Origin of the sequence: Aporhodopirellula aestuarii, from assembly GCF_023701485.1 — a bacterium.
In the GTDB taxonomy this organism is placed as follows: domain Bacteria; phylum Planctomycetota; class Planctomycetia; order Pirellulales; family Pirellulaceae; genus Rhodopirellula; species Rhodopirellula aestuarii.
This window is the reverse complement of record NZ_JAMQBK010000014.1, coordinates 16729-31087: the sequence shown is the minus strand read 5'-3', so window position 1 is coordinate 31087 and position 14359 is coordinate 16729. Positions and strand designations below refer to the sequence as shown.

The window sequence follows — 14359 nt, the reverse complement described above, 5'->3', positions numbered from 1 at the left end:
AAGCGTCACGAAAGCGTCTCGCGTGTGCGAACTAACCAGACCGAGCCGCTTTTCACGTAGCTCGGTCTCTCGGGGTTATCGATCTAATTACTGTGGGATTTCAAAAGTAGCGGAACGGCGCAAGCCGTCCGGTCCCGAGTCACCGGACGGCTCGCGCCGTTTCACTATAAAGAGCACTCAATCACTCGATGTCCCCCGAGGGAAAGAATTGCGGGGGTTACCTGCTACCGGAGCCTCGGGGGACGTCGATTTAATTAATGTGGAATTTCAAAAGTAGCGGAACGGCGCGAGCCGTCCGGTCCCGCATTACCGGACGGCTCGCGCCGTTTCACTATAAAGAGCACTAAAGCAATCGACGTCCCGAGAGGCTTCGCTACGTGAGAGTCGAAACTCCAATACGTCTGCCAGAAAGTGGAGCTGTCCAGCTACTGCTCGAGCGTCCGACCGTTGTCGGGGAGTTGGTCGTTGTTGCTCGATGGCATCTAATGCGAAAAATTCTAAACAGCGACGAACGCGTATTCGCCCATGTTCGGCGCGACGTAAACAAATTTCCATCACCTCAGAAAGACCAGCCAAAGATGACCAAGTTAACGATTGTCGCAAACATCACCGCAACGTCCGACCAAGTTGAGTTGGTCAAATCGGAACTCGAGAAATTGATGGCGCCTTCCCGAGCAGACAAAGGCTGCATGCAATACGACTTACACCAAGATAACGAAAATCCCGCCCACTTCATGATGTACGAGAACTGGGAGAGTCGTGAATTGTGGCAAGACCACATGAGCGCTCCCGCCTTGGAAGCATTTAAGAAAGCGACCGAAGGAGCGATCGAATCGCTGAGTCTCAATGAGATGACCCACATCGCGTAGCTGGTGGCGGGACCGGACGGCTCGCGGGCTGTTGTTTTAGGCGTTTCGCAAAAATGAGTGAGCCGACAGCGCTAGCTGCGGGCCTCCAATGGGCACGTACTAGCCGTTAGGCCCGCGGCTAGCGCCGTCGGCTCACAAAAACAACAGCCCGCTCGCGCCGTTCCGCTAAGGTTTTTAGCGGCAGGGCGCGACATCTGCGGTTTAAGCTGCCCTCAAGTTTACGATCAAGCACCCGTCTTGATGGTATCTCACCGACGAGTCTCACACCTGGCAAGGAGGGCGTTGGATCCGACTATCGCACTGTCAATTCGTCGATGTACATTCCGCCCGAACCGATGGTTGAGAGCACAATGGTGTTCGCTCCGCTTTTCAACTGAACATCGACGGAAAGTGTTTTCCAGTCACTTCCCCAGTTCGCTGTGTTGGGAAAGAAGAGTTTGGTTCGTTTGCCATTAACGCTGAGAGTCATCTCGCGTCCCGGTTTGTTGCCGGCCTTTCCGGAGTACCGCAGTAACAGCGTGAACTTGCCCGGTCCGCCATCATTTTCTTGGTACCATTGGACCGAACCGGAATTGTGACCAAAGTCGAGAAAGCCCGATCCATGGAACCCCTCCCCTTTCTTGCTGATTCGTGCGCCCTTAAATGCCGCAGTCTCGGCTTGATCGCCCGTGGGAGTCGCCGTTGAGTCCGTCGCATTCAAATTCCAAACGAATCCTTCGTCGGATGCAAAACGCTCCTCCAAGGTTTGAACGGCTTGTCCGTCCATCATTACCAACGCCTTGACTGTCGTGCCCAGCGGAACTTCGAACGCTCCCGTGTAGCGGGTCGCGTTCGGTGTCGGCGCGGAGCCATCGAGCGTGTAGTAGACGTCAATCTTGGCTGGCGGTAGGGCACCACGCAGTGCCAATCGCTGCACATCGATATGCACCTTGTTCGAAGTGATTTGCTTCTTTTCACCGAGAATGCCGCTTGCCAGCATGCTGATGGGGCCGCTTTCGCCGGTCGATTCCACATAAGCACGAGTCAGACCATAGAATGCAATCCGGCTAGTAGCTTCGAAATGTTTCTCCACATCGATCGGGCTGCCGTTATCAAGTGCACGAATTTTTCCCGGGCCGATGACTTGGAAGAAGGTGCGGTTTTCGCCATAGGGATAGAACTCGCCTTTGTCGTCTTGCGAGGCTATTCGTACTTGAACCAAGTCTTTGCCGTCGGAGGCGAGTGGCTGCCCATCGATAGATAACGCAATGCGGGCCGGTGGACCGGCAGATCGGATCGCCTGTTCCGTGACGGCTTTCCCTTGCTGATAGGCGACCGCCTTCAGCTCGCCTGGCTCCCAACCGACTAGCCATTGGCACTGCATCTGATCCCATTTCGTGCCCGGTGTTTTCTGGCCCAGCGACTCGCCGTTGAAGAACAGTTCGACGGCGTCGCAATTGGAATAGACCCAAACGGGGATCTCAGTTCCTGGCTCGATCATCGGGTGGGTCCAGTGCGGCAAGATGTGAACCATCGGCTTGTCCGTCCACTGGCTTTGATACAGGTAATAGAGATCCTTTTCAAAGTTTGCCAGGTCGATCGCACCGCCCATGAACGCCTTGAATGGCCATCCGCCGTGCACGTAACTGGCTTCGCCGAGATAGTCATGGCCGGTCCAGCGGAATGCGCCGGCCCATGCGGCGACATCGCGAATTTGCTCGATGTGATGCCGCGTGCTCGAACGGACGGTCGCGTTGTCGTAACTGGAGTTGAAAATTTGTTTGCGGTGGGAACGCCCGGCATCATCCGTCCAGTCATGCGTGAAGACTTCGGTCGGTGTGAGATCGGGAATGAAAAAAGGATTCTGTCGTCCGGGGTAGCCGTCGCGATACCACGTCTGCGTGCGATAGTACCCACGGACTTGCCAGGTATGCGTGTTTTCGGTTCCCAGCGTCACTTGGTCACCTTTGAGTCCCTCCATCCAGCCCGCCCGTTCGCTCCCTCCGTTCATGCCGACAACATCCATCCACTCGGATCCGGATTGGCCAGAGGTGACCGGTCGAGTCGGATCCATCTCATGACAACGGGCGACGAGTTCCTTGCCGATCTCTCCATGGGTCTCGTTGCCCACACTGTAGATGACGACGGAAGGATGGTTGCGATCACGCTTGATCCAGTCGCTTAGATCACGCTCCCACCATTGTTTGAAAAAGTAAGCGCCGTAATCATGTTTGGCCTTCCTCATCCATCCGTCGAAGATTTCGTCCATAACGAAGATCCCGACTTGATCACAGATGTCATAGAAAAGCGGTGTTTGAGGATTGTGCGCGGTGCGGATGGCGTTGCAGCCCATCTTCTTGAGCTGTTCGATACGAAATCGCAATACCTTGTCGGGCACCGCGGCGCCGAGCGCTCCGGCGTCTTGGTGATTGCAGACTCCTTGCAACTTGACATTCCTGCCATTAATCCACATGCCGGTTTCCGGCTTCCACTGAATATCACGAATGCCGAAACGCGTGGTCACGGTATCGGTCAGAACTCCGGCGACGAATGTTTTGGTCACGGCCTGATAAAGATTCGGCGTGTCGAGATCCCAGCGGAGCGGTGTGGAAATTTCAAAAGTGAAATCTTGGTTTTTAACCTTGCCGGCTTCGACGCTGAGCGAATCTCGCTTCGTGTGCAATTGCTTACCGTTGGGATCGATGATGGAGACTTCGATATCCGCAGACGTTTTCGCGTCGGTCGTATTGCGAATTTCCGCATCGATTTCCACGGTATTGCCATGGGTGCGAACGTAGATGCCGTCTCGTGCGACGTGAACGTTTTCTTTCACGTCGATCCAGGTGTGTGCATAGATCCCGCTGCCTGTGTACCAACGCGCGGACGGTTGCTTTTCGTTGTCTACCCGCACGGCGAAGGTGATCGTGTCCGACGTTTGGGCGAGATCGCTGATGTCGTAGGCAAAGGAGATCCACCCGTATGGACGCGTGCCCAGTTTTTTGCCGTTCGCCCAGACCGTGCTGTTCATGTACACGCCGTCGAACGCGATCTCGACACGTTTGCCTTTCCAGGAGGCAGGGACAGTGATGGTCTTGCGGTACCAAGCGATTCCGGCTGGCAGATAACCGCATTGACCGCCCATCGGGTTGTCCTTGCTATATTCGCCTTCAATGCTCCAGTCATGCGGCAGATCCAACACTCGCCAGTTGGAATCATCTAACGCCGTTGCCTCGGCGCCCGATTGGTCGCCGAGTGTGAACTTCCAGTTCGCATCAAAACTCGTTCTGGCACCTAAACACGGCGCGGCAGCGCACACCAACACTACCAGTAGAGACATCATCTTGAACTGTTGGATCATCGCATGGATTCCTATTTGCATTCTCATGTCGCGGCGTTGCCCTAGATTTTCTTGTCTCGTCCGCAGTGACCAGTTTATTCGCGCCGCGTTTCAACGAACGCCGCATTTCACGGATAGTCGGCAGCGACACATTGGAGAGGCCGTAATCGGTGAGTTTCCGATTGACCTGACGCACGCATCGCCTGCTAAAAGAGCGACGGCGAGGTCAGAATCTTAATCGAAAACTTCGTCAGCGGGGTGAGCGGTAGCAAGCCCGCCGATCGGCGAGAGCCAGATACCACTATTTTTCGAGTCGTATCGAAACGGACTCGAGAGGCGATTGATAAGTGGTGATCCAGGTGTGGGGGGTGATCGCGGTCTTGCCGCCCGAAAGACCCAACACCACGACTTCGACCGTTTTGCCACGCATTTGGTCTGTGACCGGGAAATAGTGAGTGTCGCTTCCGTCCTGACTTCGGGCGGGGTATTCCCAGGCGACACACGGGAACGATGGTGCCCGTTGCGAAGCTCCGACCCATTCGCCATCGACACGCAACGCCGCAAATGCCTTATTGGCTCCGTGTTTACCGTCTAGAGCAACACAGAGATAACTTCCCTCTGCGGCGTTGTCTTCGATTTCGACTTCCGCCTGCCAAGCAGCAACCGGGTTGGCAGCACTGAACGGAGCAAACAGGTTCGTCGCGGTCCATTCCGAAGCATCCAGTCTTTCACCGTTAAGAGAGGCGTCGAACTCAGCCACACGTTCTGGTGCGTTTGATATTCTGACGTATCGGAAACTTGGTGCATCACTCAGCGTCACCTCCCAGGTAAAGACATCCGCGTCGACCAGTTCGCAGGAACCACCGTTCTTGCCGATCATTGCGATCTGAGCTTTGCCGTTGTCCTTCTTGGTTTGCGTCAGAGTAACCGTTGTCCAAGTGGTCAAGTCCTTCGAGAGTTCCGCCGTGAGTTGCATCGGTGGTTGGTTTGGATCGTTGGACGGCAACAGTGCGTCGAGTGAGAGACGGTCAACCGTTGCAACCTCGCCCATGTCGACGCGAAGAGTGCCGCCGTCAAGACGCGTGTCGCGCCCGTAATGCAGGTGACTGAAGAAGGTTTCCGGGTTTCCGTCGAACATGTACTTGTCCCAGATTCCTCTCCGCCAAAACAGTTCCTGGTCGAAAAACGCGTCACGTGCCTTTTGGACCTGAGGGATCGCTGTGGGGCCGGAGCGGTGCAGCGATTGAACTTCCAATGCGTTGTTTTCCGCACTGAAGCAGGTTGCTTCGTACAGTTGCTGGGCGTCGGCTGGGACGTCGACCCGTTTCAGTTCCGCGAGCAGTTGGTGCCAAGGTACCGCGACCGGTTGTCCAGGGAATTGGATGGTAGCGTTATCGGCTAAAAAAGCATCGGACTCTTGACCATCGACAAACGCTTTGCCGAATGTCTGGCCGCCGGCTTTGAGAGAAACTGTCGTGGAGGATCCTGGCAGGCCGAGGAGTTTGAGCAGGACGGGTTTGCCCTCGGTATCTCGGACGACTTCGTAGTCACAACCAACGACGCCGATTTCTTGACAGGGCTTGGTGGTTGCCATCACCAGGTACGAACGGAAAGGCGGCACTTCGACCTGCACGGTCTCGCCGTTGTCGAACGAACCCAAGATGCTTTCCGACGGATGATATCGACGGACTTCAACGGAGCCTGTGTCGGTTAGCCCAATCTCTTCATTGAGCGTGACGTCGTAAGTCACAGGCTCCCAGGTTAGGTTTCGTAGTGTAATAAAACGTGTCGAGCTATCGCCCCGGGAAACCGCGTGCATGCCGTATTTTTCAGGCAACGCGATGCCGTTTACCAGGATGTCTCGATTGCGATAATGAAGATTGAAAATCCGGCTAAGTTTTGCGAATTCGTCATCGCGGAGTAGCCATGGGTTTCCGTAGATTTCCGGCGCAAGTATCAGGCTCCGATTGAAGCCTTGCAGGACAAGATCGTCCTCCCAGAAATCGAGACACGACGAGATGCACACGCCATGGTCTTCGGTCAAACGCTGCAGGCCGGGTGGCAATCCGCGTGACAGGGCTCCGGCGCGATTATGTGGTGCGGTCGAGCGATTTCTCATGTGCACGTCGATGTAGGTTTCCGCACCGCCCCACAGAAACGTGGTCGCGTGAGGTTTCGCGTGGCCGAGATTGAGGCGGTGGTTCAGAACAACGAGATCCGGGGCGTATTGCCGGCATGCGGTCATTGCCTTGGCAAAGCTGTCTTGTTTTTCATCTCGCAACTGAGTGCAGACGGCATCGAACTTAAATAGCTGGAGGCCGTAATCACGACAAAAACTGACCAGAAGATCGATCCGTGCTTGTTCCTGTTCAGGCGTGTCACCGAATCCGTCTGGACCGCCCCATAGTCCAAGTCGGCATGAAAAGGACTTGGCTAGCTCAGCGATGCCCTCCCATCCGTTTGGAAACTGACATTTAAATTTGTCGCTTTGCATGTTGCCGTAGTAATTGGCACTGTCGATGTTGCCGGCGTCCCAAGCGTAGATTCCCAACCTCATCCCATATTCATCGTGCAACCATTTGAAAAATTCGAGATTGCTGAGCGTTTGGGCTTCGGTGGATCCCTCGTTGGTATTGTTGATCCACGAGAAATACTGGGGAATCGATGGAGTCTTTTCGGTGATGGTTCCGTAGATCGATTGGTCTTTGGCGTCGCCAGTGCGATCGGTGGCCGTTTGGGCGCTGGCGGGACAAATGACAATCATCATGGTCGCGAGCGTGAAAAGGAATCTCATCTTAAGTTTCATGGTGATGTTCGTTGCCAGGTATTTGAGAACCGCTGCGAAATGCAATTTGAGAAACAACGCGATTGCAGAACAGAGGGAAGTTCGGTCCCACCTGCGGAAAAGGATAATGCCTCTCACGCACTACCCGTCGGGAGTAGAACCGCCTAGCCGGAGGGCGGAAACGCGTCGCTTAGATCGATCAAAGCGAAGTATGATCCGAAGCGGATTATGTTGTCACCATCAAATGGTCGTGTCGCGAGCAAGATCGAGCGACCGGCCCCTTTATCGGCCAGCACTTCGGCATTTCGCACCCTTGCCGATGCATCACTTTGGCATCGCAATACAGCATTCGAAACGAAGCCGTAATGCTGTTTGCGATAACGCACCCACGTTGATCTTGCCCAGTAACTCACTTCGGAGCATGGTGTGCCAGACGCAACGATCCGGTAGCGACAGTCAGCCGCATTGCGCACGGATCAAGATAGGAAATAGCGGTTTGCGCGAAACCGCCTTCCGATGAAAACATGCGCATAAGACACGCATGCTTCTGGGGTACAAACCGAGCGACCGCAGTCCGTTTGTTACTTGCTAACCGGGTTTACGTTCTTCAAGAATTTGAAGATGTCGCTATCGGTGGTCATGATGAGCGTGCTGTCGCCACCAAGCATCTTCTGATACGTCTCCATCGTCTTGATGAATTCATAAAAAGCGACCGAGTCCTTACTTTGGTTGTAGGCACTCGCGTAAATCTCGGTAGCCTCCGCGTCGGCGGCACCTTGAATTTCTTGCACGCGTTTGTAAGCCTCGGATTCGATCTCCAGCAGATCACGTTCCTTCTTACCAATGATCTTGGCCGCTTCGCCTTCACCCTCGGATCGGAATCGTTCGGCGATTTGTTGGCGTTCGCTGATCATGCGGTCATAAATCCGCTGCTGAACGCTCTCGTTGTAATTAATCCGCTTAAACCGCACATCGAGCAGTTCGATCCCAAAATCGTTTAACTTGCCGGCAGCTTTTTCGAAGATTTCATTCTCGATACTCGCGCGTCCCTTGGTGATCGGGTATAGCACGCCGACATTTCCGGGCGCGTCGACGAGCGCGGCATCGCGGTCAGGCACGCGGTCTTTCGTCGTTCGAATCACCTCGATCAACTTGTGTTTGGCGATGGCATTGCGGGTTTCGCTGCCGAGGATATCGTCGAGTCGAGACTGCGCACTGCGTTCGTCGCGAAGACGCAGGTAGAACTGCTTGGCATCCTCGATCCGCCAACGTCCGAAGGTATCGACCACGATGTAGGTTTTGTCCTTCGTCGGCATTTCGTTGGGACGGCCGTCCCATTCCAGAATGCGTTTTTCGATGCGTGTGACGTCTTGCACAAACGGAAGCTTGAGATGAAGACCGGCCTCACTAATCGGGTCACCCACGGGTTTTCCGAATTGCGTGATGATCACCTGCTCGGTTTCATGAACGGAGTAGGAGGCGTTGTAAAGCAAAAACAGAGCGAGAACGCCAACGCCGACGAAGACAGATAGGGGAAGATTTTTCATGGGAATTACTTGGTTGCCGTGGTTGAGAGTTGCAACAACGGAAGGATCTGGCTGGCCGCGTCGTCAAGAATGATTTTCTTTCCCAGTTTGGGAATGATCTGCTGCATCGTTTCGATATAGATACGTTGCTTGGTAACTTCCGGAGCCTTCATGTATTCGGCGAACACCGCGTTGAAACGGGCGGCGTCACCTTCGGCTTCGTTGACGCGTTTGAGCGCGTATCCTTCGGAGGCTTGGATCTTTTGGTCGGCCTCGCCGCTCGCTCGTGGGACCACTTTGTTGTATTCGCCGTTGGCGACGTTAATCAGCTGCTCACGTTCCTGCTGAGCTTGATTGACTTCATTGAAGGAACGCTGAACCGGCTGTGGCGGATTAACGTTCTTCAATTGAACTTGGTCGATACTCAGGCCGAGTTCGAATTTATTGACGAGTTCCTGGAGCTGGGCCAGCGCGTCGGTTTCGATCTCCTGACGTCCGACCGTGATCACTTCGTCGACGGTTCGATCACCGACAACGGTCCGCATGACCGATTCTGAAAGATCACGCAGTGTGTTGTCGGGATCACGGACCTTGAAGAGATAGAGCTCCGGCTCTTGGACACGATATTGTATAATCCACTCCACCGTTGCCGCGTTGAGGTCGCCGGTAACCATCCCGCGTTCGAGAGTCTGTTCGGATGAAAACTGGTTCGGATTGGTCGCGTTCTCCGTTCCGAATCCGAATTCTTGTTTGAGTTGTCGTTTGACGGGAACCATCGAAACGCTTTCGATATTGAACGGAAGCTTAAATCGCAGCCCAGGTTCCGCGTTGCGTACGTACTTGCCGAATCGAAGGACGACACCTTGTGATTCAGCTTGAACGGTGTAAACCGACGTGTACAACGCGATCAACAGCAGGAGCACTGGGATCACCCAGAGCACGCGTATTTGGCCGAAGTCGAAGTCACGCCAGTCGAAGTCTCGCCAGTCGTCAGGATCAAATTTCATTGGTTAATAGCTAAGTTCGATTTTTCAGGTTCTGCGGGAGTTGCTCGCTAGATTGGCGAAACAGATCCCCAAACTATCGCAAGTATAGCTTGCCAGGGGTGCCCCGCAGTAAAGTCTCGATTTGGTGAAAAAGAGATATTTGCGAGCGTGGACCAGCCATGCCGCCAAAAATGAGGTACGGTTTCTGGTTGTGTGCGCCGATTCCCTCACGCCAACGCGGATCGATTGTCGAATCGGCAACCTCGCGATCTTGGGCCGGCAAGCTCTCGTTAAAGGCAAAGACCAGCAATTCGATTGCATTCTACGACATCGCCCTTTTGACTTGTTCGGACTCTACAGTCATACTAGGCGTCCCCCCTTAGCTCCCCCCGCCCGGCCACTTCTCGGCACCAAATCGACATGAAGTTCTTGGTCTACGCCCTTACCCGTGTGCTCATCCCCATTTGCATTTTGGCATCTGGCGGATACGGATTTGCAGTCCTGTCGGTCGAACCACCCGAAGATGCGGCGCGGCCGGTCCAGGAGCAAAAGCTGCGCAGCCGGGTGACGTCGCTCAGCGTTTGCGACTACGCGGTCAAAATTGAAACGCACGGCATCGTCAGCGCCCACAATAGGGTCACGTTAAGTGCGGAAGTAACAGGCGTGATTCGCTCGATTGAACCTGCCTTTGAAGCCGGATCGTTTTTCCAGGCCGGTGAACTGTTGCTGGAGATTGACGACCGCGATTATCAAATCGCTTTGAAGGTAGCTCGCGAGCAACATAAACTCGCCAACGCGACGCTCGAACTCGCCGAAACCGCTCACGAGCGGATGGAACAACTCGCCCGGCAACGCAGTGCGTCCACCTCGGAGGTTGACGGAACACTTGCCGCCCTCGTGCAAGCACAGGCCCAGGTGGCCATCACGGCTTCAGCGATCGAAACCGCTGAGCGAAATCTGCAGCGTACCAAGATTTATGCACCATTTGACGGTCGCGTTGTGTCGAAGACGATCGGGGTCGGACAATTGGTCAGCTCCGGGACGATCCTCGGAGACGTGTTTGCCGTTGATTACGCGGAAGTGCGATTGCCGATCTCCGGTCGCGATCTGCGTCACTTGAAGTTACCTGAACGCGAAGGCGATCCGTCGGTCGAAGTAGAACTGCGTGACGCGATCAACTCGTCCAATGGCTTCGTCTGGGAAGCGAAGATCGTTCGCACCGAGGGTACTTTGGATGCGGACTCTTTAGAGCTTTTTGCGATTGCGAGAATCGACGACCCGTTCTCACTGCATAGCAAACATTCGGTTTTGCGGATCGGCCAGCCAGTCGTCGCAAAGATCCGTGGTGAAAAGTTGAGAGATGTTGTTGTGATTCCCCGCGGTGCCGTACGCCGGTTGGATCAGGTCTATTTGATCGATGAAAATAGGCACACGCTGCGTTCACTGACCATCGATCCTTTGTGGTCGGACGCAGAGAACGTTGTCGTATCGGGACATTCGATCGAGCAGGGTGAGTTGCTCGCCACGACGATGCTTGTTTACGCCCCCGAAGGAAGTCCCGTGGAAATCATCCCGGAGGATCCCGCCTCCGCATCACTCGCCGGTCAACCGCCTGAATTGGAAGCGACACCGTGATTCGTTGGTTTACGATCAACGGCATCGCTGCCAACTTTTTGATGTTGGCCATCATCGTTGCGGGAAGTTACGTCGCGCTCACTCAAGTGCCACTCGAAGTCACGCCGGCGTTGAGCTGGAATACGGTGATGATCGAAATGGAGTACCGTGGCGGGACCGCAAAGGACGTCGAACGAGCCATTTTGATTCCGGTGGAAGCGGCACTTGAGGGCGTCGATGGAATCGAATCACTCAACGCGGATGGGCATCGCGGCGGGGCCAAGTTCTTCTTGCGAGCGAGTCGCGGAACGGATCTCCGCAACTTGATGGACGACGTCAAAGCGCGTCTCGACACGATCACGACGTTTCCGGCCGAAACAGAACCACCGCGGGTGATGATTCCTGAATCGGCGAGCAAATTCGATATCTTGCAGATTGCTGTGATGGGCGAATTATCGCCGTACGACATGCGGGCCGTCGCTCGCCGTGTGCAGCAGGATCTGCTGGAGATGCCCGGGATCAGCCGCGTTGATATTCGTGGTGAGAAATTGTCGGAAGTCTCGATCGAAGCCCACGTCGATAAACTACTCGCTTACAACCTGTCGTTTCAAGATTTGGCGGATGCGATCCGCGGCTTTTCGCTGGATCTGCCCGCCGGAGCCATCGACAGTGACAGTGGCACGTTTATTGTCCGCACGCGTGGTCAAGCGTATTCGGAAGCCGAATTCGAAAACATCCCGATCCGGTCGGCTGCCGGTGCGGAAGTGCGGCTCGGTGAAGTCGCCACGATTCGCGACGGCTTTGTCGAAGACGATCAAAAGATGTTCTTCAATGGTAAACCGGCTGTCTTTGTCCCCGTCATGCGTGTTGGCGACGAAAGTGCGTTGGGAATTTCAAACCGGGTACGCGAGTACATTCGGACGGTGCGAACGCGATTTCCCGAAGGGATTGAGCTGGAGATTTGGGACGATGAGTCGCTGACCATCCGGCACCGGCTGAGCACGCTCGCCTGGTCGCTGTTGCAAGGCGGCCTTTTTGTGTTGCTGATCCTTGGCCTATTCATTCGTCCGGCACTGGCGTTTTGGATCGTGATCGGTATTCCGGTCAGCTTTGCCGGTGCGGCGTTGTTCATGCCTTGGTTTGATTTGACGGCTAACGTGATGAGCCTGTTTGGATTCATCATTGTTACCGGGATTGTCGTCGATGATGCGATCGTGACTGGCGAGAACGTTTATTCCAAAATCATGGAAGGGATCGATCCGCTCGAAGCCGCCATCGAAGGAACCAGTGAGGTTGCCACACCGGTGACGTTCGGAGCGTTGACGACGGTCGTTGCCTTTCTGCCGTTAATGTTTTTTGACGGAACGTGGGGTGACTATGCCCGCCAAGTCCCGCCCGTGGTCGCACCGGTATTGTTGTTCTCGTTGATCGAGTCGAAGCTGATCTTGCCTGCACACTTAAAGCACCTCCGGCGCAAAACTGGCAATGGGTTGCTGATGCGAATTCAGGCCGCGACCGCATTGGGATTGGAACGAGTCATCGCGTCGGTCTATCAACCCTCGCTGCGTTTTGCGGTACAGAATCGATTGTCCGTCATTGCTGGTTTCGTCGCACTGGCGTTGCTGATGGCCGGATATTGCGTCGGCGGTCGGGTCGGCTTCGTCGCGTTCCCGTCAGTGGACAACACCCGAATCAGTGCTCAACTCGATCTTCCCGACGACACCCCTCTGGAAGTCACCGAACACTACGTCGACCGAATTTCCGACGCGCTCGATGAGCTCAAGTCCGAATTTGTTGATCCAGGGACGGGTGAATCGCTGGTCCAGAACGTGGTTCGTTTAACCGGTGCGCGGCGACCAGGATCGAATTTCGACAAATCACGCGGCTACATGGCCTTTGAAATTTTGCCGCCCGAGCAACGAACCGTTCCCGGTCCCAAGAACAGTGTCTTGGCGAGTCGGTGGAGCGAATTGGTTGGCGAAATCCCGGAAGCCCGACGATTCGAAACGCGTTCGGAATCAGCGATCGTTCGTGACAGCGAATATTCCGATGAAGACCTGAATATTGAATTGCGTGGCCCCGCTTCGCCTGAGAAAAAGCAGGTCGCTCGCGACATCAAAGAGTTGTTGGATGGTTACAGCGAACTGAAGGACCAATGGGCGAAAATAATCGACGGGCAAGATGAGTTGGAGATCAGTTTGAAGCCGCGAGCGGCCGAACTGGGCCTCACCCAGTCCGCCTTGGCGAGTCAGATCCGGCAAGCGTTTTTTGGTGAGGAAGCCCAGCGACTGCAACGTGGTGTCGACGATATCCGCGTGATGGTGCGTTTGCCATTGGAGGCCAGGCAATCGCTGCACACGCTCGATCGATTGAAAATTCGCACGCCACGTGGAGCCGAAGTGCCGCTCGAAACGGTCGCCAATGTCAACCTTACCAAGGCTCCCTCGTTCGTCGAACGTAACGATCGGGCAGAGATCATTCGGTTGGGGGCACAGCCCGTTGACGAAGCCGTCGATGTCGTTGGTATTTCGAAGGAATTGGCTCCGAAAATCGAAGCCATGTGTATCGAACACGGCCTGTCTTATCAGTTTTTGGGCTACGTTGCCGAAGCGGAAGAAACCAAACGACAAACCATCATCGGCTCCGTTTTGTTGATGTTGACGTTGTATGGTTTGCTCGCGATCGCTTTGAAGTCTCTGATCCAGCCGATATACGTGTTGCTCGCGGTCCCGTTTGCGATCATTGGTGCGCTCGTCGGCCATATTTTGATGGACCTGACTCCTTCCTACCTTTCGATATTCGGAATGCTCGCCCTCGCTGGCATCGCCGTGAATGACACCTTGGTCATGGTCGATTTTATCAATCGTCGCCAGGCTTCAGGGGTCTCTTTGTTGGACGCTGCTCTCGAGGCCGGTGGTAAACGTTTCCGTCCGATTTTTCTGACTTCAATCACCACGTTCGTGGGGCTGCTCCCGTTGATGTTGGACGATTCGATTCAGGCACAATTCTTGATCCCGATGGCCGTCTCGCTCGCCTTCGGTGTGCTCTTTGCAACCGCGATCACACTTTACATGGTGCCCTGTGCTGTTGTGGTGGGGGCCGACGTCGGACGAGTGCTGACGTCTGCCGCAAAGTGGTACTGGTCGCCTGTGGCAACTCAGAAGCCCGCTTCGGAAACAATTGACGGTTCACGCGAAACCGCGTAGACGTTTGTCTGCGGTTGGTGAATTCACATGCTTTCGCCTTATGCCGTCTTATAAGTC

7 protein-coding genes are annotated in these 14359 nt (G+C 54.8%); 3 read left to right on the top strand and 4 right to left on the bottom strand.

The features are described 5' to 3' along the window. Window positions 1-578: 578 nt before the first annotated feature. On the top strand, window positions 579-869 hold the full coding sequence (locus NB063_RS04235) for a putative quinol monooxygenase (RefSeq protein WP_250927499.1): 291 nt from the start codon (window positions 579-581) through the stop codon (window positions 867-869). A 292-nt stretch (window positions 870-1161) separates the two neighbouring features. Here NB063_RS04235 and NB063_RS04230 read toward each other — a convergent pair whose 3' ends face one another. The 4 genes from NB063_RS04230 to hflK form a co-directional block, all read right to left on the bottom strand. Continuing rightward, window positions 1162-4206, bottom strand: a complete 3045-nt coding sequence (locus NB063_RS04230) for a glycoside hydrolase family 2 TIM barrel-domain containing protein (protein WP_250927498.1) — start codon at window positions 4204-4206, stop codon at window positions 1162-1164. Between the two features lie 280 nt (window positions 4207-4486). Continuing rightward, window positions 4487-6991 (bottom strand): hypothetical protein, encoded by a 2505-nt coding sequence (locus NB063_RS04225; protein ID WP_250927497.1) that lies wholly within the window; start codon window positions 6989-6991, stop codon window positions 4487-4489. A gap of 560 nt (window positions 6992-7551) precedes the next feature. Further along, window positions 7552-8517, bottom strand: coding sequence for a protease modulator HflC (hflC, locus tag NB063_RS04220; protein ID WP_250927496.1), 966 nt, complete (start codon window positions 8515-8517; stop codon window positions 7552-7554). Window positions 8518-8522: 5 nt separating this feature from the next. Then, the gene (gene hflK, locus NB063_RS04215; RefSeq protein ID WP_250927495.1) at window positions 8523-9503 is read right to left on the bottom strand and encodes an FtsH protease activity modulator HflK; all 981 of its coding nucleotides are present in this window, start codon (window positions 9501-9503) and stop codon (window positions 8523-8525) included. A 399-nt stretch (window positions 9504-9902) separates the two neighbouring features. Between hflK and NB063_RS04210 the strand changes: the two genes are divergently transcribed. Beyond that, entirely contained in the window at window positions 9903-11117 is a 1215-nt protein-coding gene (locus NB063_RS04210) for an efflux RND transporter periplasmic adaptor subunit (RefSeq protein WP_250927494.1), read from the top strand. Then, entirely contained in the window at window positions 11114-14302 is a 3189-nt protein-coding gene (locus NB063_RS04205; RefSeq protein WP_250927493.1) for an efflux RND transporter permease subunit, read from the top strand. The genes NB063_RS04210 and NB063_RS04205 overlap by 4 nt, the downstream gene beginning before the upstream one ends. Window positions 14303-14359 lie beyond the last annotated feature (57 nt).

What these genes read in the sequence shown, in the direction of transcription:
- NB063_RS04210 (WP_250927494.1), top strand. Translation starts at nt 9,903, where the DNA reads ATGAAGTTCTTGGTCTACGCCCTTACCCGTGTGCTCATCCCCATTTGC.
- hflC (WP_250927496.1), bottom strand. Translation starts at nt 8,517, where the DNA reads ATGAAAAATCTTCCCCTATCTGTCTTCGTCGGCGTTGGCGTTCTCGCT.
- hflK (WP_250927495.1), bottom strand. Translation starts at nt 9,503, where the DNA reads ATGAAATTTGATCCTGACGACTGGCGAGACTTCGACTGGCGTGACTTC.
- NB063_RS04225 (WP_250927497.1), bottom strand. Translation starts at nt 6,991, where the DNA reads ATGAAACTTAAGATGAGATTCCTTTTCACGCTCGCGACCATGATGATT.
- NB063_RS04235 (WP_250927499.1), top strand. Translation starts at nt 579, where the DNA reads ATGACCAAGTTAACGATTGTCGCAAACATCACCGCAACGTCCGACCAA.
- NB063_RS04230 (WP_250927498.1), bottom strand. Translation starts at nt 4,206, where the DNA reads ATGATCCAACAGTTCAAGATGATGTCTCTACTGGTAGTGTTGGTGTGC.